The organism is Gulosibacter sp., assembly GCF_052090685.1.
Taxonomy (GTDB): Bacteria; Actinomycetota; Actinomycetes; order Actinomycetales; family Microbacteriaceae; genus Gulosibacter.
Window position 1 is genome coordinate 250,476 of the sequence record NZ_JBQDBE010000001.1, and the last position, 19,470, is coordinate 269,945.

At 59.8% G+C, this 19,470-nt stretch carries 19 protein-coding genes; 13 read left to right on the plus strand and 6 right to left on the minus strand.

The annotated features are described in order from the left end of the window. Nucleotides 1-182: 182 nt before the first annotated feature. Together ACTHXA_RS01215 and ACTHXA_RS01220 are read right to left on the minus strand one after the other, a co-directional pair. Complete coding sequence (locus ACTHXA_RS01215; RefSeq protein WP_441668510.1) at nt 183-1,274, minus strand: A/G-specific adenine glycosylase; 1,092 nt, start codon at nt 1,272-1,274, stop codon at nt 183-185. After that, on the minus strand, nt 1,271-2,293 hold the full coding sequence (locus tag ACTHXA_RS01220) for a ketopantoate reductase family protein (protein WP_441668512.1): 1,023 nt from the start codon (nt 2,291-2,293) through the stop codon (nt 1,271-1,273). Before ACTHXA_RS01220 ends, ACTHXA_RS01215 begins: the two co-directional genes overlap by 4 nt. Nucleotides 2,294-2,382: 89 nt before the next feature. Between ACTHXA_RS01220 and truB the strand changes: the two genes are divergently transcribed. From truB to ACTHXA_RS01240, 4 genes are read left to right on the plus strand one after another with little or no spacing between them, the layout of a single operon-like run. Beyond that, on the plus strand, nt 2,383-3,348 hold the full coding sequence (gene truB, locus ACTHXA_RS01225) for a tRNA pseudouridine(55) synthase TruB (protein ID WP_441668514.1): 966 nt from the start codon (nt 2,383-2,385) through the stop codon (nt 3,346-3,348). After that, entirely contained in the window at nt 3,348-3,728 is a 381-nt protein-coding gene (locus tag ACTHXA_RS01230) for a hypothetical protein (protein ID WP_441668516.1), read from the plus strand. The genes truB and ACTHXA_RS01230 overlap by 1 nt, the downstream gene beginning before the upstream one ends. 39 nt (nt 3,729-3,767) lie before the next feature. Continuing rightward, nucleotides 3,768-4,205 carry a hypothetical protein gene (locus tag ACTHXA_RS01235; RefSeq protein WP_441668518.1) on the plus strand — a complete coding sequence of 146 codons (438 nt, stop codon included), beginning with the start codon at nt 3,768-3,770 and terminating at the stop codon, nt 4,203-4,205. After that, on the plus strand, nt 4,202-5,140 hold the full coding sequence (locus tag ACTHXA_RS01240) for a bifunctional riboflavin kinase/FAD synthetase (RefSeq protein ID WP_441668520.1): 939 nt from the start codon (nt 4,202-4,204) through the stop codon (nt 5,138-5,140). The genes ACTHXA_RS01235 and ACTHXA_RS01240 overlap by 4 nt, the downstream gene beginning before the upstream one ends. Nucleotides 5,141-5,156: 16 nt before the next feature. Here the strand turns inward: ACTHXA_RS01240 and ACTHXA_RS01245 are convergent, their stop codons facing one another. Beyond that, nucleotides 5,157-5,822 (minus strand): maleylpyruvate isomerase family mycothiol-dependent enzyme, encoded by a 666-nt coding sequence (locus tag ACTHXA_RS01245; RefSeq protein WP_441668522.1) that lies wholly within the window; start codon nt 5,820-5,822, stop codon nt 5,157-5,159. 238 nt (nt 5,823-6,060) lie between these two features. Between ACTHXA_RS01245 and ACTHXA_RS01250 the strand changes: the two genes are divergently transcribed. Continuing rightward, nucleotides 6,061-8,208 carry a DEAD/DEAH box helicase gene (locus ACTHXA_RS01250; protein ID WP_441668524.1) on the plus strand — a complete coding sequence of 716 codons (2,148 nt, stop codon included), beginning with the start codon at nt 6,061-6,063 and terminating at the stop codon, nt 8,206-8,208. Nucleotides 8,209-8,319: 111 nt separating this feature from the next. Then, a complete protein-coding gene (locus tag ACTHXA_RS01255) occupies nt 8,320-9,819 on the plus strand; it encodes an aspartate ammonia-lyase (protein ID WP_441668526.1) in 1,500 nt (499 codons plus the stop codon). Here the strand turns inward: ACTHXA_RS01255 and ACTHXA_RS01260 are convergent, their stop codons facing one another. Beyond that, nucleotides 9,820-10,299 (minus strand): hypothetical protein, encoded by a 480-nt coding sequence (locus ACTHXA_RS01260; RefSeq protein ID WP_441668528.1) that lies wholly within the window; start codon nt 10,297-10,299, stop codon nt 9,820-9,822. A gap of 178 nt (nt 10,300-10,477) precedes the next feature. Here ACTHXA_RS01260 and ACTHXA_RS01265 point away from each other — a divergent pair, with 178 nt between their 5' ends. From ACTHXA_RS01265 to ACTHXA_RS01285, 5 genes are all read left to right on the plus strand, one after another. Continuing rightward, nucleotides 10,478-11,596: a PrsW family intramembrane metalloprotease gene (locus ACTHXA_RS01265; RefSeq protein WP_441668530.1), complete on the plus strand. Its 1,119-nt coding sequence runs from the start codon at nt 10,478-10,480 to the stop codon at nt 11,594-11,596. A gap of 49 nt (nt 11,597-11,645) precedes the next feature. Continuing rightward, on the plus strand, nt 11,646-12,011 hold the full coding sequence (locus ACTHXA_RS01270) for an FKBP-type peptidyl-prolyl cis-trans isomerase (protein ID WP_441668532.1): 366 nt from the start codon (nt 11,646-11,648) through the stop codon (nt 12,009-12,011). Between the two features lie 118 nt (nt 12,012-12,129). Next, a complete protein-coding gene (gene rpsO / locus ACTHXA_RS01275) occupies nt 12,130-12,399 on the plus strand; it encodes a 30S ribosomal protein S15 (RefSeq protein ID WP_441668534.1) in 270 nt (89 codons plus the stop codon). A 201-nt stretch (nt 12,400-12,600) separates the two neighbouring features. Next, a complete protein-coding gene (gene metB, locus ACTHXA_RS01280; RefSeq protein WP_441668536.1) occupies nt 12,601-13,758 on the plus strand; it encodes a cystathionine gamma-synthase in 1,158 nt (385 codons plus the stop codon). 204 nt (nt 13,759-13,962) lie between these two features. Then, nucleotides 13,963-16,218, plus strand: coding sequence for a polyribonucleotide nucleotidyltransferase (locus tag ACTHXA_RS01285; protein WP_441668538.1), 2,256 nt, complete (start codon nt 13,963-13,965; stop codon nt 16,216-16,218). Between the two features lie 96 nt (nt 16,219-16,314). Here ACTHXA_RS01285 and ACTHXA_RS01290 read toward each other — a convergent pair whose 3' ends face one another. Continuing rightward, nucleotides 16,315-16,863 (minus strand): YbhB/YbcL family Raf kinase inhibitor-like protein, encoded by a 549-nt coding sequence (locus ACTHXA_RS01290; RefSeq protein WP_441668540.1) that lies wholly within the window; start codon nt 16,861-16,863, stop codon nt 16,315-16,317. Between the two features lie 142 nt (nt 16,864-17,005). On the opposite strand from ACTHXA_RS01290, the gene ACTHXA_RS01295 reads away from it, so the two are divergent. Both ACTHXA_RS01295 and ACTHXA_RS01300 read left to right on the plus strand, forming a co-directional pair. Further along, a complete protein-coding gene (locus tag ACTHXA_RS01295) occupies nt 17,006-18,349 on the plus strand; it encodes a M16 family metallopeptidase (RefSeq protein ID WP_441668542.1) in 1,344 nt (447 codons plus the stop codon). Continuing rightward, on the plus strand, nt 18,349-18,948 hold the full coding sequence (locus ACTHXA_RS01300; RefSeq protein ID WP_441668544.1) for a histidine phosphatase family protein: 600 nt from the start codon (nt 18,349-18,351) through the stop codon (nt 18,946-18,948). The genes ACTHXA_RS01295 and ACTHXA_RS01300 overlap by 1 nt, the downstream gene beginning before the upstream one ends. On the opposite strand, the gene ACTHXA_RS01305 is transcribed toward ACTHXA_RS01300, so the two are convergent. Then, on the minus strand, nt 18,945-19,439 hold the full coding sequence (locus tag ACTHXA_RS01305; RefSeq protein ID WP_441668546.1) for a GNAT family N-acetyltransferase: 495 nt from the start codon (nt 19,437-19,439) through the stop codon (nt 18,945-18,947). The two genes, ACTHXA_RS01300 and ACTHXA_RS01305, sit on opposite strands and share 4 nt — an antisense overlap. Nucleotides 19,440-19,470: the final 31 nt, after the last annotated feature.

Here is a 19,470-nt window from a genome sequence, read left to right on the forward strand (position 1 = left end):
GGCGGCGAAACGCCGGTTGCGGCGTCGCAACCGCGGTTGCGGGTTCATAACCGCGGCTGGGGCGTCGTAGCCCGGGTTGGTAGCGGTCATCATGGTTGAAGTACGACCCATGATGAGCGCTAGCTGCAATGATTACGGGCGCGACTGGCCATGATGAACGCTAGCTGCAATGATGGCGATCGTTAATTGACGGGTAAATGGATGCGGGACTCGGTTCGTGCGGCGAGACCGTCGGCAATGAGCGCATCGGCGAGGCTCAAGAGTCGCTCAGCATGAGTAATGTCGACGCGCATCGTGCTCCTGCGGTCAGTATCGGCGCTCGACTCACTGGAACGGCAGGCGTCTGCGCTCGTCTCGCTGGAATGGAAGGCTTCTGCGCTCGTCACGGCAGTGCGGTCGGTGGTTTGGCGCGACTCGGTGGGGCGCTCGGACGACCCGGATTGCGCTGAGACCGATCCCAAAAGCTGGGGGATGTCCTCAAGTTCGACGCCCTCGGGATGCGCCCGCAAGAGCGCCATGATCCGGCCGCGATATTGCCGGTCAGAGCCCGCAAACTTAGCTTGAACACGCGGCTTCACGGTCGCGGCTGGATAGTCACGCGCCCGCCATTCGCACAGATCCGCTACCGGACAGGCGTCACACAACGGCTTCTTTGACTGGCAGATCAGTGCCCCGAGCTCCATGGATCCGGCGTTCCAGAGCTTGGCTTGATCGGGATCTTCAGGCAGCAGCGCCATCATCTCGGTGTCATCGCGCTTTACGTTCGCGGGCCACGCAACCGCCTCGCCATTCACCGCACGTGCAAGTACGCGGCGAATATTCGTGTCGACAACAGGTTCCCGCTTATTGAAAGCAAAGGACGCCACCGCTGCCGACGTGTAGGCGCCGATCGCCGGAAGCGCGAGGAGCGCTTCGCGGTCGGACGGTACTTCGCCGTTGTGGAGCTCGACAATCGCGGTCGCGCAGCGATGCAGATTCACAGCTCGACGTGGGTAGCCAAGCCGATCCCAACAGCGAATCACTTCGGCCACCGGCGACTGAGCCATCGTGGTCGGCGTCGGCCACAACGCCATAAACTCCAACCACTTCGGCTCCACGCGCGACATTTGTGTTTGCTGCGACATCACTTCGCTCACCAGCACACCCCACGCTCCGCAGCTGGGGTCCCGCCACGGGAACTCGCGCTGATTCGCTTGAAACCAGGCGATCGTTCGCGCCACAATCTGCTGACGCCGCACCGCCTCGGCCGAGACGCTCGACACTGAACCATTCATCCCCGAAGGCTTTCTCGTTGACGGCGCGCGACCTCATCGGCCACCCGTGAGGCTGAAACAAATTGCCCGGTTCTCGACACTTCGTGCACCATCTCGACCATTACCTCATGAATTGGGGCACGCATCCGCATCGCTGCTGCAGCCCGAACTACGGCACCGTCGAGGTCCTCGATCTCAGTCGGCTGGCCGCGGCGAATTGACTGCAAGGTGGATGCGGGATTCGGGACGATCCCGAACGCAGTAGCGAGTCTCCCGGTAACGACTTCGAGCGCTCGGCCGGCGCGGATGCGAGCGACGTGTGCGGGTTCGATGACACCGACGCCAGCGAAACGCACCCGCGCCGCATCCGCAGTGAGAACGGCATCGGTGAGCGCCTGTGCAAGTACGTGACGGAGCAGGGGATGGCGGCACACCGACTGCACACTCGTGCCGGTGATGGCGGGCAGTGCGTTGACGTGATTGACGAGCAGCTTCGACCACAGCGCACCCCGCAAATTCGTGGTGGTCACTGTCGGGACTGCATCGTTCAGGACCTTGGCAATCACCTCAGCCATCGCGTGTTCGCCCGGATGCGCTGCGCCGACTCGAAGTCCACCGGGCCCTGTTAAACGCACCTCGCTTCGAGAAATGCGAGTCGCGGGAAACAGCGCGAGACCCGCAAAAATACCTTGACTCGCATCGCGGCCCAAGATTCTGGCGGCAATATCGGGCCCGTCGAGTCCGTTCTGCAGGAGCAGCACCGGGGCCTCCCCAATAGCCTCAGCATGGGGAGGGAGCGCCGATACCGTGTCGTAGCTCCGCACGGCAACAAGCACCAGTTCAGCATCAGAGGTTGGGGATGCGGAGACCATCAGCCGGGCGTTGTGTTCACCACGCGAGCCATGGAGGGTGAGGCCCCGGTCCGAAAGCACCGCAGCGGTCTCTGGACGAGCGACTGCCGTAACTTCGTGACCGGCACGATCGAGCAGGGCGGCTAAGGCGCCGCCAACTGCGCCGAGCCCGATTACCGATATCCGCATCCTCACCACCCCAAGACCTCGTGAGTGTATCGCTCACGAGGGGTCGGAGCGAACCGAGCAGCGCGCGAGCGAACTAGACTATTGAGACTATGTCAACGCGCCCGCAAGGCCCGCACGGGCTTCTTCCACTCAATAAACCCGGCGGCATCACGAGTCACGATTTGGTTGCGCGCACCCGCCGCGCACTCGGCACCCGAAAGGTAGGTCACGCCGGTACCCTCGACCCGATGGCTACCGGGTTGATGCTGCTCGGGGTCGGAGATGCAACGCGACTGCTGACGTTCTTCGTCGGTGCGGACAAAACCTATGAAGCTACGGTGCGATTTGGCCAGGCTACGAGCACCGAGGATGCAGACGGCGAGATCACCGGGGCATCCTCCGCGGAGCTCGTGCAAGCGATCACGACCGAACGCATCCTTGCCGCCGCGGCTACGCTCACCGGCGAAATCGAACAGGTACCGAGTGCGGTGAGCGCGATCAAGGTCGATGGCAAGCGCGCCCATGAGCGAGTGCGTGCGGGGGAGGACGTCAAGCTCAAGGCCCGCCCCATCACCATCCACAACATTGAATTGCTGGGTGCAGAGCCGCGCACCACAAGTGGCACCGATAGCGCGCAGGCGCAGGTTTTCGACGCAAGAATTCGCGTGCACTGCTCTTCCGGTACCTATATTCGGGCGCTCGCAAGGGATCTCGGCGAAAAGCTGGGCGTGGGCGCCCACCTGACCAAACTCACTCGCACCAGCATCGGCGACCTGAGCCTCGAGGATGCCCGCGAATTGCCAACCCGGGAGGAGCTGGATGCTGGAGCAGCCGCACCCCGGTTGATTTCACCCGCGGAATCAATCCAGAAGCGATTTCCAGCGGTAACGGTCACGGCCGACCAGGCGAAAGCGCTCCGATACGGCCAGCGAATCGCCGCTCCCGAAGGCTTCACCAACCACGAGGGTGAGCTGGCGGTTTTGGATGCGCCGGGAGAACTCATCGGTCTTGTGGAAATCCTCGAAGGCAAGACGAAGACCGTCATGAATATGCCTGAAAGGCAGGAGTCTGAGTAGTGTTTGTCTGGTTCACCTGGCTGCAGTTCGGGATCGGAATCGCAGTGGGACTTTTCGCACTCATCGCGGCGTTCGCGAATCGCAAGCCAAATGATTACACCGCTGGCGGCGTGGTGATCGTGGCAATCCTGACCATTATCCAGCTCATTGTGGCGCTTTTGGCACCGTTGTTTGGCAATTCGATTCAGGGCGATGGGCTCGAATTCTGGATGTACATGGTCACGGCGGTAATCATCCCGCCGGCCGCAATTGTTTGGGCGCTCATTGAAAGAAGCCGCTGGTCAAACGCGGTTCTTGGCGTCGCGGCTCTCTCGATCGCGGTCATGGTTTTTCGGATGCAGCAGATTTGGCAGGACTCGTCCCCGTTCATCAGCGCGTAGTGCTCCGGGCATCGTCAGTAGTGGGATACTTGACTCACTATGCCGAATTCGACGCCATCCGACGCAGAACCAAAAACTGGAGCCTCCAGGATCCTGGTTGCGGTGTACGTGGTACTTTTTCTCGCGGCAACAGGTCGAAGTGTTTACCAGATCGTGCGTAACTTCGATGCCGCGCCCTTGGCGTATTCCCTGAGCGCGGTTGCGGCCGTGGTATACCTGCTGGCTGGCGTATCCCTTGCCCTGGCTCATCGCAATCGCGCTTGGTCAACCATCGCGTGGTTCGCGATCTGCTTTGAACTCGCGGGAGTGCTCATTGTCGGGGTGCTCTCCGGGATACACCCAGAGCTTTTTCCTTCCGATACTGTTTGGAGCGATTTCGGTCGGGGATACGTGTACATTCCTCTTGTGCTGCCACTGATGGGAATCTCTTACCTTGAATCAATGCGTGCACCGCGCGGGAAGGTGATCACAGTATGAAGGTCGTCACCGATCAAACCGAATTTCCGAAGGAGATTGGTCCGACAGCGATCACCATCGGAAAATTTGATGGCCTCCACTTTGGTCACCGAAAGCTCATCTCGCAGTTGCGACTCGAATCGCAAAAACGCGGACTCGCACCCGTCGCGGTAACCTTCGATCGTCATCCGATGACGCTTGTTGCGCCAGAAAAGGCGCCGAAGCCGATCGTCTCAGTAGCGCAAAAAGTCGACCTAATTGCGAAACAGAATATCGATGCCACGGTCGTGCTCGAGTTCAACCGGGAACTCTCGCACGTGCCACCCCTCGAATTTGTCCGCGACCTGCTCGTCGGGCAATTGGGGATGCGACTCATTGTGATTGGTCGGGATTTTAAGTTTGGTCACAAGGGACTCGGGGACGTGGATTTCTTGATCGCGCACGAGCGTGAGTTCGGCTACCAAGTGATCATTGTGGAGGATGAAGCAGGCGAAAATGGTCGCCGCGCTTCATCGACGTGGGTGCGCGAATGCTTGGAGAGCGGCGACGTCGAAAGCGCGACCGAAGTCCTTGGCCGGTACCACATGCTTCGCGGCACGGTGGTGCACGGTGCAAAGCGTGGTCGTGAACTCGGTTTTCCCACCGCAAATCTTGAGGCCGAAACACTCGAGGGTTTCATCCCCGCGGACGGCGTGTACGCAGGCTGGCTGCGCTCCGAGGGTAAGAACTATCCGGCATCAATCTCGGTGGGTAATAACCCGACCTTTGAGGGTGTGCCGCAGAAACAGGTTGAAGCGCACATCATCGATCTCGACGACATTGACCTTTATGACAAGCGCGTCGAGGTGCTCTTCGTGCGACGCCTGCGCGGGATGGAAAAATTCGATTCGCTCGAGGCGCTCATCGACCGCATCCAACTCGATGTGGACGAAACTCGAACGCTATTGCAACTGTAGAGGTCTGTTCGCGCGACTACGCAGTGAGCGAGCGGCGACCGTATAGATGCATGATGATTTCACCGGCGGTGGCGTCGATGGGTGAACCTTGACCGATGAGCCAGCGTGCGTCCGTGGCGCGAAGCGAATGCTGTCGGGCGATTTTCACAAATTTGCCACCCATCATTGACCGCGACTGCGCGAGCGCGACAGCTCCAGTAATGCGGGGACTGAGGCGAATGGGGACCTCAATGGCCTCGGTAATGTCGTAGGCGTGGACTACCGCCTCGGTAAGTTCAATGAATCCGGTGCGACCGTGGCCCTGTAGTTTTTCCGAGGCGATGCTTCGCAGGCTCGAAATAAGTTCTTCGTTCGTTGCGCGGCCCTCGTCGATCGCGATTTGGGATACCAGGCGGGCTGCGCTCAGCCGAGCGCGGCCGATGCCACGCAGTCCACGGCGGACCATCGCCCCACCGCCCTCACCGAGCCGCCAAATAATGTGGCCGACGACATCTCGAACCAGCCAGTCATCGCACAGACTCTGTGCTTGCCACTGGTCTTCGGGGAGCGACTCGAGCACTTCTGCGAGCCGCTCAAGGGTGGTCGCGATATGCGCACTCCAGTCACCAGAACTTTTCTTTGTGGGTCGCGAAAATGAATCTTCACCAACGGGCAAGTGTTCTGGATCAATGGGAGTCGTCACGGAGGCAATTATTGCATCGCTGTCCAAACAGAGCATGGCCCGGCGATTCGCCCATCTGGAACACGAAGCGGTACACTTATCAAGACGCCTGCATTCCCGGGATCTCTGTATGTCCCCGAGTCCGCGTCAGTTACGGCCCGATCGTAACGCCCACACAGTTTTTGCGTATTGCCGTCACAGCGGCGGCGAGACGTTGACATCGGCGGTTTACCGCCAGATTGTTCACCGAAGGAGGGGCATGACGCCCAAGACCCGATCGCGCCTGAACCATCACGCATCGCGCCGTCGCAACCGCAATTCCGTCGACAACACGGGAGTGATCCCGCAGTTGGCCAAGGCAGCACGTGAGGTCGAGGCAGCCGCATCGCGTGGCCGAGTGTCGCCCGCGAACCGCACGAAGTTCCAAGTGGCGGCATTGCTCATGCGCGAAGAGCGCGCACGGCTGAAGACCGATGCCAGTGTGACCGAGCAAGAGCGCAACGAGTCGATGAAGCGTCTCGATGGTCTAGCCGCGATCCTCGCGAAGACCGCTGCACGCGACACCACACTGATTGCGCTGCTTGACGCGAAGGCACCGACCACACCGCAGGCGCGTGAGTTGCGGAAGCAGATTCTGTTCGCTGGCGGAGTCGACATGGTTGTCGACGAGACGCCCGAGCAGGAAACGCCAACCCAGCTGCTGCCGCAGCGCATCCTAGAGCGGCAAGTGCTACCGGTGAGCGTCAAAACCCGCGTTCGTTCCTCGCCGTTCCTCGCACCGGATCTTGACAAGATCCGGCCAATTGAGCAGCACTACTCGAGACTTCATAATTGGGAGTTGCTTTCCTCCCTCCTCAAAGCGTTTGAAACGGGCGCGGGCGGGGGAGCAGCCTCGATGCCGTTGCCAGATCCGCCCCGATTCGATCGAGTCGCACCCGAGAATCTCGAACTGATGGCGCACCAGTCGCAGCTGATCGAGTCCGTGCGAGAAGGGCACCGTACCTTCCTGCTCGCAGATGAGCCCGGACTCGGAAAGACTGCCCAGTCCATCCTCGCCGCCTCCGTAGCCGACGCCTATCCACTGCTCTGCGTGGTGCCAAACGTCGTGAAGACAAACTGGCAGCAAGAGGTCGAACGTTGGACTCCGGGGCGACGCGCCACCGTGATTTCCGGTGACGGTCAGGATGTGGATGCGTTCAGCGACGTGTTCATCGTCAACTACGAAATTCTTGATCGCCACATTGGCTGGCTCCAGAAGATCGGCTTCCGCGGCATGGTGGTTGACGAGGCGCACTTCATTAAGAATCTGCAGTCGCAGCGCTCACAGTTGGTCATGCAGCTGGCGAACTCCATCCGCAAGCACATCCCCGGTGTCGACCCCTTGCTGATGGCACTCACCGGTACGCCGCTGATCAACGATGTCGAAGACTTCAAGGCGATCTGGCAATTCTTGGGCTGGCTTGACGGTGATAAGCCCGCACCGGTCCTCATGGATGCGCTGGATGAAACCGGTCTCGTGCCTTCGGATGCGGGGTTCCTCGCGGCAGCTAGAAAGGCCGTGATCGATCTCGGTATCGTGCGTCGCCGGAAGGTGGATGTCGCGAAGTCGCTGCCATCCAAGCGGGTCATCGACATGCCCGTCGAACTCGATGGCGAAGAGGGCAACTCGATTCGACGTGCTGAACGTCTACTGGTTGACAGGCTTCTTGGCCGCTACGGTCGGATGCTCGCGGCCGCCGATCTTCCCGCAGACACCATCGACGTCAACCGGTTGCGGATGCTGGCGCGACAAGAGATTGAGGAGTCCAAAGCTTCCTCGGCCGGCGATTCGATCTTCACGATGTTGCACCGCATCGGTGTGGCAAAGTCAGAGCTTGCTGCGGAATACACCGCGCAACTCGCGCACTCGGTCGGCAAGGTGGTGTTCTTTGCGAAGCACATCGAATCGATGGACCGTGCCCAGGCCGTGTTCGAAAACGAGGGCATCCGCACCGCCTCGATTCGCGGCGACCAAACCCAAGCCGCGCGGGATCGGGCCATCACATCCTTCCAAAAGGATCCCGAAGTACAGGTAATTATCTGTTCGCTGATGGCCGCTGGCGTGGGTATTAACCTCCAAGTCGCAAGCGACGTCGTGCTGGCTGAACTCAGCTGGACAGCGGCTGAACAGACCCAGGCAATTGACCGCGTGCACCGAATCGGTCAGGAGGAGCCGGTCACGGCCTGGCGCATCCTTGCCTCCCAAACCATCGACGCACATGTTGCTGAACTGATCGACTCGAAGCAGGGACTCGCGGCACGCGCACTCGAAGGCACCGATGAGGGCGAAATTCAGAGCGAGGACATCCAGGTGGAAGCGATTGTCACGATGCTGCACGAGGGTCTCAAGCAGCGTTTGGGCATTTGACCAACCTATAACACGCCCGCTCGTTCTCTTGTACACCGATCACCAAGAGGCTGGATCCTAGAATTGACTGCGGCAATGTAGCCCGTATTTCAACGAAGGTGAGAGCACTAAATGGCTGATCAGGAGTTCCGTGTCGAACAGGATTCGATCGGGGAAATTCGCATCCCCGCAAATGCGTATTGGGGTGTGAATACGGCACGAGCGGTGGAGAACTTCGATATCGCTCGCCGTCAAATTAGTGTCTATCCCGACTTCCTGGTCGGACTCGCTCAGGTAAAGCAGGCCGCAGCTCGTGCCAACCTTGAAATTGGGGTGCTCGACGCGGAACGTGAGGATCTCATTGATCGCGCCTGCCAGGACATCATTGACGGCAACCTCCACGATCAGTTCATCGTCGGCGTTATTCAGGGTGGGGCGGGTACCTCCTCGAACATGAACGCCAACGAGGTCATCGCGAACCGGGCGCTGGAGCTTGCCGGTCGTCCTCGTGGTGACTACACGTTCATCTCGCCCAATGACCACGTCAACCTGTCGCAGTCCACGAATGACGCGTATCCCTCCGCGCTCAAGCTGGGGCTCGTGCACTCGACACACAACCTCATCGCCGAGTACGAGCTGCTGCGTGATTCCTTCCGCAAGAAAGGGTACGAGTTCCGCGAAATCCTCAAGGTCGGTCGCACGCAGATGCAGGATGCGGTGCCAATGACGCTGGGGCAGGAGTTCCACGGCTTTTCGGTCACGATTGGCGAAGACATTCAGCGACTTCGGGATGTCCAGCCGCTGCTGCTCGAACTCAACCTCGGTGCTACCGCGATCGGTACCGGAATCAACGCGCACCCGGGCTACCGAGAATCGGTCATCAAACACCTGCGCGATATCTCGGGTTACGACCACCTCAAAACCGCGACCGACCTCATCGAGGCGACGAGCGACACCGGCGTGTTTATGTCGCTGTCCTCAGTCATGAAGCGCGGCGCAATGAAGCTCTCCAAGATCTGCAATGACCTGCGGTTGCTGTCTTCCGGGCCGCAGGCAGGGTTCGGCGAGATCAACCTTCCGGAGCGTCAAGCGGGATCCTCGATTATGCCGGGCAAGGTGAACCCGGTAATCCCCGAAGCGGTCAGCCAGGTGGCGTTCATCGTTGCCGGCGGTGACGTAGCGATTTCATTTGCTTCCGAAGCGGGGCAGTTACAACTGAATGCATTCGAACCGGTCATGATGCACACGCTGATGCAGAACTCGGTCTGGTTGCGTCGCGCGATGCGCACGCTGCGCGTGAACTGCGTTTCGGGCATCACTGCGAACCCGGAAAAGACCGAGGCTCAGGTGGCCGCCTCCATCGGGCTTGTGACCGCACTCAACCCGCTCATCGGCTACGCAGCAGCCTCCAAGGTTGCTAAGCGTGCGCAGAAGACGAATGAGAATGTCGGCGACATCGTCGTATCCGAGGGGCTCTTGAGCCGCGAACAGGTGGATCAGATGCTCGTGCCGGAATCGCTTGCTGGTCCACACCCGGATGAGGCACTTGACCTGCTGACCGAGGAGCAAATCCAGGAGCAGGAACGCAAGATCGACTCGCTCGACACCACCGAACTGGCGGAATTCTTCTAACTATTCGCGCAGATTTCGCTCGTCTGCACGGCCCTCGTCGACCATCGCATCCTCATCATCGGTGAGGTCGGCGAGGGCCTCGTTGCGCATGTCTCCGACCGCAAGCACATTTTGCGCTTGAATCTCGAGACTGCGCTCCTTGGTTTGGTCCACCCATTCCTTGGCAGAACTCCGCGCCTCATCGAGACTCGTGCGCGCATCATCGGCTCGACGGCGCAGATCCGCCTTCAGCGATTCCGTGGTGTGCACCACTTTCGAGGGGAACTCTCGCGAGGACTCGGAAACCTTGCCGGAAAGTCTCGCGAGTTGATCACTGGCCAAATCGCTGCCGCGCTGCGCGAGGCGATAGGCGCTCTGCGCCGGCGCTGACTCGGACGCGCGGATCGCAGCTGACTTAATTTGCTCGTATCGGGCTCTGCCAGCCCGCGCTCCGAGTACAAAACCCACACCAGCTCCGACGATAAACATCACTCGCTTCATGTTTCCAATCTACCTGCCCACACGCGATCGAGTTAGAGGCGCGACGTCGGTGGCTCGCGCTACCCTTTGTGAGGTTTGTATCCGAATTTCGACCAGTAGTGGACTCTGAGTGAACGCTTCGTCAACCAGTACACCAAGCCCGCGTCAGCGCGCACGCTTGCGGCTTCCCCGTGTGCCAATGATCTGGTGGACGGTGTTTGCCGTAGTGCTCATGGTGGGTCTCATCGTGGTCGGTTGGCTTCTGGTCAACTGGCAGGTGAATGCGATCATCATGGCCATTCCGGCGCTCATTCCACTTGGCATTGTGCTCGCCGTGGTGCGGTGGCTTGATCGGTGGGAACCCGAGCCGCCGATGCTCTTGGCCCTGTGTTTCTTGTACGGTGCCGGCGCATCCATTCTGGGCACGCTGGTCACCGGCAACTTTCTCTTAGATGTTGCCCAAGACTTTTTGGGTGACAGCGGGAGTGTGGATGCATTTTCCGTGCTTGTACAGGGACCGGTCACGGAAGAGCTCATTAAGGGCTTGGGCCTGGTGATCCTGCTCATTATTGCCCGCCGTGAGTTCAATGGGCCGCTGGATGGCTTCATTTACGGGGCGGTTATCGGGGCGGGGTTCGCCTTTACCGAGAATATTGTTTATTTCGCATCCTCAGGTTCCACGGGGATTGAATTCGTGTGGTTACTCGTCGTCCGTTGCATCCTGTCGCCATTCGCGCACGTGCTCTTCACCGGGATGATCGGCATGCCCATTGGCTGGGCGGCACGACGGAGCGAAATCTGGCGATTCGTCCTCGCAACGATCGGCGGATTGGCCTTCGCGATTGCCTTGCATGCGTTGTGGAACGGAGGCAGCGTGTTGGTGCTGCCACTGCTGGGAATCGAGCCAACGAACCCGTTCGGCTGGATCATTTACTACGCGGTGGTCCAAGTGCCGTTGTTCATGGTTGCTGCGTGGTTCCTCATTCGATTACAAGAGCATGACCAGCAAGTCATCCTGTTACGACTCGGGGAGTATCGGAAAGCCGGCTGGTTTACCGCGGGGGAATTGCGGATGATTACAGACTGGCCGGTGCGCCGCTCAGCACTTCGGTGGGCTCGGAATCAGTCTCCCGAGGTGGGGGATGCGATGCGAGGGTTCATCACGGATGCGACACGCCTCGCATTCGCGAGAGAGCACGCGGCAATCGACAAAAAAGATCCTGAACGACGCAATATTGAGAAGCAGCTTCTCGACACCACGCGCGCGCATCGGGAGATCCTTGCCGACGCGCGCAAACGTCGACACGCAGAGAAATAGAACCGCGGCGCGCGGATAACTAGCGAGAAAATGTGGTTCGCTTGAATGCATGAGTGAACTGCAGAAACCAGAAATCGAATTCCCCGAAGGACCTGCACCCACGATGCTCGAGATTGAAGATCTCGTTGTCGGTGACGGTGTGGAAGCAGCAAAGGGCGGCACCGTTAAGGTGCACTACTTGGGCGTTGACTACGAATCCGGGGATGAGTTTGACTCCTCCTGGTCGCGCGGCGAACCCGTTGAATTCCCACTGGCAATGCTCGTGAAGGGCTGGCAGATGGGGATTCCAGGCATGAAAGCGGGCGGGCGTCGCAAGCTCATCGTTCCTCCAGCATTGGCCTACGGGGAAGCTGGCGGCCACCCGCTCTCGGGTCGCACACTGATCTTCGTTATTGATCTGCTTGACGCAAAGTAGTAGAGGTATCGGCGAGTCTGGTACTATCGGAAGGTTGCCGTGTAACGGCCGCGGGTAAAGAGAGTTTTCGAAATCGGTTCGAGAACGCCGCGCAGCGAATGGAAGGGGCACTACGCCAATGGCGCTGAATGCAGAAACGAAGAAAGCCATCATTGATGAGTACGCAACTCACGAGGGCGACACCGGTAGCCCCGAAGTGCAGATTGCGTTGCTTTCGGCTCGCATCAACGAGCTGACCGAGCACCTCAAGTTCCACAAGCACGACTTCCACTCGCGTCGCGGCCTGCTGCTGCTCGTGGGTCAGCGTCGTCGTCTCCTCAGCTACCTGTCTGATGTGGACATCGAGCGCTACCGTGCGCTCATTGGTCGTCTCGGCCTGCGTCGCTAACCTGCTCGGCCAGCGAGCCGAATAGCCAGTACTTACCAGCTGCCCCCGCCAATTCGGTGGGGGCAGCTTGGTATTTCACCGCACTATTTCGCGCGATCGATTGTGACGTCAAGAGTCGCGGTCGAAGCGTTGACACTTTGTCCCGTCATACAGTCGGTGCATCGCTCAACTATGAGCAGTCGAGACAAGGAGAAGTGCGTCATGACCGAATTTTCGAGCCTCACCCGGGTGATCCGTGCCGGAATCGAAACTGATACGGCACAGGGCGCGGTGGTGCCTCCGCTGTACAGTTCCTCGAACTACACCTTCGCCGAGTTTGGGGTGCCTCGAGAATTCGATTACACGCGTTCCGGAAACCCCACTCGCGCCCTGCTTGGCGACGCACTTGCAGAACTCGAAGGTGGCGCCGGGGCAACCATCGTCGCCACGGGCATGGGCGCGGTTACCCTCTCATTGATCGCATTGCTCGAGCCGGGAGATGTCGTGGCGTACCCACACGACTGTTATGGCGGTAGCTGGCGGGTGTTCGAACAGCTCGGCAAAAAGGGCCACTTCACCTTCGAGCCGGTGGACTTTTCTGACACAGAAACCGCATCGGCACGACTTCGAACGCTGAGCCCCAAGTTGGTGTGGCTTGAGACGCCTTCCAACCCGCTCTTACGAATCACCGACATCACGGCGATTTCTACGGTTGCCCACGAAGTCGGTGCCCTGGTTGTGGCTGACAACACCTTCCTGCCACTCATCCAGCGACCATTCGATCTCGGTGTTGATGCCATTGTGCACTCGGTCACCAAGTACCTCAACGGCCACTCAGATGTTGTCCAAGGCGCCGTTATCGCCAAGAGTAACGACCACGCTGAACTCTTTAGCTGGTGGGCTAATGTGCTCGGACTCACCGCGAGCCCGGCAGACTCGCACCTGGTATTGCGGGGCCTTCGCACCCTCGATGTGCGCATCCAACGTCACCTCGAGAACGCGACCGCGATTGTTGAGGCCATCGAGGGTCACCCCGCGATCAAAGAGCTCTATTTCCCCGGCCTCGAATCACACCCGGGACACGATATTGCGGCGAAGCAGCAAAATGGCTTCGGTGCGATGTTCTCCTTCGAACTCGCCGGCGGACAGGAGGCGGCTCGACGCTTTGTGGAACGCATTGCACTCTTTAGCCTCGCCGAGTCGCTTGGCGGTACCGAGTCGCTCGTAGCGCATCCAGCAACGATGACTCACGCTTCAATGACACAGGAGGCACAGGATGCTGCGGGGATCACCGCGGGTCTTCTTCGCTTCTCTGTGGGTATCGAGCCAGTGGCGGATCTCATCGCCGACTTGATCGCGGGACTCGACGCGGCGAAGTAGCTCCAAGGCAAGGCCGGGGCGCCCTGGTACGATCAGGAAGTTCGTATTCACCCGCGCGCGGATTAGCTCATGCTGATCTTCGGTGGCGGCACCCCGGCTTTCGCAACGTAGATATCCGGTGAGCTCCTACTGACGGTCAGCCCGGAACCCAAGAGTGGTTGCGGTTCGTGCTGTGCGCGTGCGGACGACACAAGGAGATGACCTTTGGAAGGTCCAGAAATTAAGTTCGCCGAGACCGTAATCGATAACGGTAAGTTCGGCACCCGCACGATTCGATTTGAAACCGGCCGCCTCGCACAGCAGTCGCAGGGTTCGGCAGCTGCCTACCTCGACGGCGAAACCATGCTGCTGAGCGCCACGAGTGTTTCGAAGAACACCAAGGAAAACTTCGACTTCTTCCCCCTAACCGTGGACGTTGAGGAACGCAGCTACGCGAAGGGTGTTATCCCCGGCTCGTTCTTCCGCCGCGAGGCACGACCCTCGACCGACGCTATTCTCGCCTGCCGTCTCATCGACCGCCCGATGCGCCCATCGTTCATCGATGGTTTGCGTAACGAGGTGCAGATCGTAATTACGGTGATGTCCATCGCACCCAATGAGACCTACGACGTGCTCGCAGTTAACGCTGCCTCCATGTCCTCGCAGATTTCGGGTGTTCCCTTCTCGGGACCAATCGGTGCCGTTCGCATTGCGCTCATTGACGGCCAGTGGGTAGCGTTCCCGACCTACACGCAGGTTACAGAGGAAGCCACCTTCGAACTCACCGTTGCCGGTCGCCTCATCACCCGCAAGGACGGTTCCGAAGATATCGCAGTGATGACGGTCGAGGCACAGGCACCCGACAACGCTTGGCAGCTCATCCAGGATGGTGGCCAGAAGCCAGACGAGGCAGTCGTCGCCCAGGGCCTCGAAGCATCCAAGCCGTTTATTACCCAGCTCATCAAGGCCCAGCTCGACGTTGCCGGCCAGGTGAACAAGCAGGTACAGGAATACCCGACCTTCCCGTCCTACACCGAGGAAGTTCTCGCAGCCGTTACCGAGCTTGCAACTTCGGACCTGGAGAAGGTCTACCAGATCGCCGACAAGATCGAGCGTCAGAACGCCGACGATGAGCTCAAGACTCGCGTCAAGGCCGAAATCGCCGCGAAGATCGAAGCGGGAACGCTGCCAGAGGGTGCGTCGACACAGGTCTCGGCTGCCTACAAGTCCGTTACCAAGGACGTTGTTCGCGGTCGTATCCTCGCCGAAGGACTCCGCATGGACGGTCGCGGTGTGGCCGACATCCGTCAGCTTGATGCTGAAGTGGATGTGATTCCTCGCGTGCACGGTTCGGCTATCTTCCAGCGTGGTGAGACGCAGATTCTTGGCGTCACGACGCTGAATATGCTGAAGATGGAGCAGCAGATCGATTCGCTGTCACCCCAGACTTCGAAGCGCTACATGCACCACTACAACTTCCCGCCCTACTCGACCGGTGAGACCGGCCGTGTTGGCTCACCCAAGCGCCGCGAAATCGGTCACGGCAACCTGGCCGAGAAGGCACTGCTCACGGTTCTACCCTCGCGCGAGGACTTCCCCTATGCGATCCGCCAGGTCTCCGAAGCACTCGGGTCGAATGGTTCGACTTCGATGGGTTCGGTGTGTGCTTCGACGCTATCGCTGCTCAACGCCGGTGTGCCGCTTCGCGCGCCCGTTGCGGGTATCGCAATGGGCCTCGTGTCCGCAGAGGTTGACGGCGAGACGCAGTACCGCGCACTCACCGACATTCTCGGTGCTGAGGATGCGCTTGGTGACATGGACTTCAAGGTCGCCGGTACGCCCGAGTTCATCACCGCACTGCAGCTCGACACCAAGCTTGACGGTATTCCTTCCGAGGTGCTCGACGCAGCACTGAAGCAGGCACATGATGCTCGCATCGAGATCATCGACCGTGCGATCAACCCCGTCATCGACCAGCCCGACGAGATGGCCGACACGGCACCGCGCATCATCTCGGTACAGATCCCGGTCGACAAGATTGGTGAGGTGATTGGTCCCAAGGGCAAGATCATCAACCAGATCCAGGAAGACACTGGCGCCGACATCTCGATTGAAGATGATGGCACCGTGTTCATTGGTGCTGCAGACGGTCCCGCAGCGGACGCCGCTCGTGACGCCGTCAACGCGATCGCGAACCCGCAGGTCCCCGAAGTGGGCGAACAGTACCTCGGTACCGTGGTCAAGCTTGCATCCTTCGGCGCATTCATTTCGCTGCTCCCGGGCAAAGACGGACTGCTTCACATTTCCGAGGTGCGCAAGCTCGTGGGTGGTAAGCGCGTCGAGAACGTTGAGGATGTCCTCAACGTCGGCCAGAAGCTGCTCGTTCGCATCACCAAGGTTGACGACCGCGGCAAGCTCTCGCTGGAGCCAGTGGTAGAGGAAGAAGAAGAAGCAAAAGAGGAAGTCGCCTCGGAAGACTAATTCCCGCAACTCACGCGACTCATGAATAAGGTCGGCACCCGCAAACGCAGGTGCCGACCTTATTCATGTTCCAGGACGGGAAGCCCGCCTACTGATCTAGGCCTGTTGCTCGAACGTCGCCATGAGGTGACCACGAGCAATCACGTGCTCACGAAGCATGAAGTGCACCCGGGCCGCCGTGAGATTATCGGGCAGGTCAAGGCGCGTGTTCAGGGCCTGAACGGTAAAGAAGTAGCGGTGTGGACCGTGACCGGCAGGAGGTGCGGCACCGATGAACTCGCGGCCGAGCGCCTCGTTATAGCCGAGCGCGGCGCCTTCTGGAAGATCGGCGAGGTCTCCGGTGCCGGCGCCCTGCGCGAGACTGGTGCACTCGGCTGGCAGGTTGTACACCACCCAGTGCCAGAAGCCCGACATCGTCGGAGCATCCGGATCGTACACGGTCACCGTATAGGACTCGGCACCCTCAACAGCATCCCAACTCAGCTCGGGGGAGAGTGCCTCACCACCGTGTGAGGCACCGACATGCGCCAGCGGCAACGTTTCGCCATCGTTGAAGGACGCTGCCCGGAGCGTCATCGCGGGAGCCTCGGGTACCTGCTCGTACGGATTGTTCTGCGGGATTGATGGGGTATTTGGCGTCGACATGTGGCCCTTTCTCTAGTTCGGACATCTCAAGAGTGCCAGAGCCGGTATGACAGCCGCCTCAAGGCAATCGTTAAACACAAACGTCACGAATCGACACCGACCCCAGCAGGTATCACCGGCAACAGGTAGGCTTTGGCACGCTATGACCTCGCCGATTCCGCTGCCATTAGACCTGCCCTCACTTGAAGAAGAAGTCGCAGGGGGTGCCACGCTTCGACGAACCATCCTTCCCTCCGGTGTCCGCCTCATCACCGAAGATGTTCCGGGCGCGGCGTCCGCAGCCATTGGCTTCTTCGTACCGCTGGGCTCACGGGACGAGACCGATCGAGAGTACGGCTCGAGCCACTTCCTTGAACACCTGCTCTTTAAGGGCACGCCGAACCGTTCCGCACGGGATGTGGCGCTCGACTTTGAGCGTGTCGGGGGCGACTTCAACGCTGCCACCTCGCGTGAGCAGACCGTGTACCACGCCCGGGTCCGTGACCAAGATCTCGGAATGGCGATCGATGTCCTGAGCGATATGATCACCTCTTCGCTGCTCGATCCCGCTGAGTTTGAGCTCGAACGAGGCGTGATCCTCGAAGAGATCGCGATGGCCGAAGACGATCCCAGGGATGTGCTCTGGGACCGGTTCTACAGCAACTTCTTTGGCGATCATCCGCTGGGCCGGCCTATCGCCGGTACGCCGGAATCAATCCTCGCCTCCACGCGTGAGGAAGTGTGGGATTTTTATCAGCGTTACTACCGTCCCGAACGACTCGTGGTGTCGATTGCAGGACGTGTTGATCACGATGAGGCCTTGCGTCGACTCGAACAGGGATTAGAAAAGGGCGGCTGGAACCTGGGTCGTGCGGCGCAACCGATACAACGCCGTGGCGACGCCCCAGCCGTTTATCAGCGGCGAGAGCGGATTCAAGTGATTCCGCGAGAGCTTGAACAGACCCACATCATCCTCGGCACGCGCGGTATCACCGCGGTCGACGATCGACGCACCCCATACGGTCTGTTGCACCACATTCTCGGTGGGGGAATGTCTTCGCGGCTTTTCCAGGAAGTGCGGGAGAAGCGTGGCCTCGTGTATTCGGTCTTCTCATTCGGTGCGAGCCACGCCGATGCTGGCGTGACAGGAGTTTCGGCATCATTTTTGCCGAATAAAGCTGCCGAAGCGATTCGCGTTATTGGTGGCGAACTCGAGAAGATCGCGGCCTCGGGAGTCACCGAGGAAGAACTTGCGGATGCCCAGGGTGCGGGTGCCGGTGGGGGAGCACTCGCCCTCGAATCGATGAATAGTCGGATGCATCGCTTGTCGCGATCGGAACTCGTACTGGGCGAATTCATCGACCTCGACACGGCAATTGCGCGGATGAATGCGACTACGCGCGAGGAGATTCAGGAGCTTGCCCAGGAAATCGTGGCGGGAGATCTGACCGCGGAAACCATTGGGCCGCTTACCGATGAAGCACAGTTGGAGTTGGAGGCGCTCTAATGAGCCATTTCCTCTACCTGGTTCGGCACGGACAGCAGGAACACGCCGAACACGGTATCGACGATGGCCCGCTCTCGGAGCGGGGTCGTGCTCAGGCACACGCGATCGGACGCAGGCTTGCGACGGTGCCTTTCTCGCAGTCCTTCACATCGCCGTTGGACCGTGCGCTGGAGACCGCGGCGATTATCGACAGCTACACGCAGGGCCCCTCCGTGACGCCCACGAATCTGCTCTTCGACTGCGTGCCGTCTTCGGGCGAGGACGCACCCGCGCACTATGACAGCTTCTTTTCGGGGGTGAATCCTGCCGATATCGAAGCCGGCCAGGCACAAATGAACGATGCAATCAGCACATTCTTTACCCGCAGCCGCGAGGATAAACACACCCTGCTCGTGACCCACAACTTCGTGATCGGCTACTTCGTACGAGAACTGCTCGGTTTGCCCGAATGGAATTGGCTCACCCTCGGTACCGGGAACACGGCGCTTACGGTACTTCGCCGACGTTCGATCCGGCCCGATGAACTCAAACTCTTTGGTGACCTCTCGCATTTGGAACCGAGCGAGCGCACCGGTGTGAACTGGTTCCCCGACCTTTAGAGCGTCTTACCCAACCAGCGGTCGGCATTGGAATTGTCGTTGAAGCGTGGAATCTCTACGAACCCGAGTTTCGTGTAGAGGCGGGCGGCGGAATCGAGCGATGAATGAGTGTCGAGAACGAGACGGTCACCGCCAAAGACTTTGGCACTCTCACTCAATGAAGCCATGATGATTTGACCAATCCCGCGACCGCGTGCCGTCGGTCGCGTGTACAGGTGCTTGAGTTCGTACCATCGGCTGCCACCAAAACCATTGTCGACGAACTCCCGACCCGGCTGGATGCTGCGAATACCCGCGCAGCCGAGCGCAGCATCCTCGTCGTAGGCGATCACGAATCGACCGGCAGGTGCGATGAACTGTGATGGGTGGGGTCGTGGCGCACGGTAGTCGGACGCGGAAGCCGGTCTGGTCCGCAGTCGATCGGCAACGTACTCTTCTAGCAGTTCTTTCGCGATCGCGGTGTCCGTGCTGATATCGACCAGATGAATCATGGTCGCAATGCTAATGGTGTGTGGCAAAAAC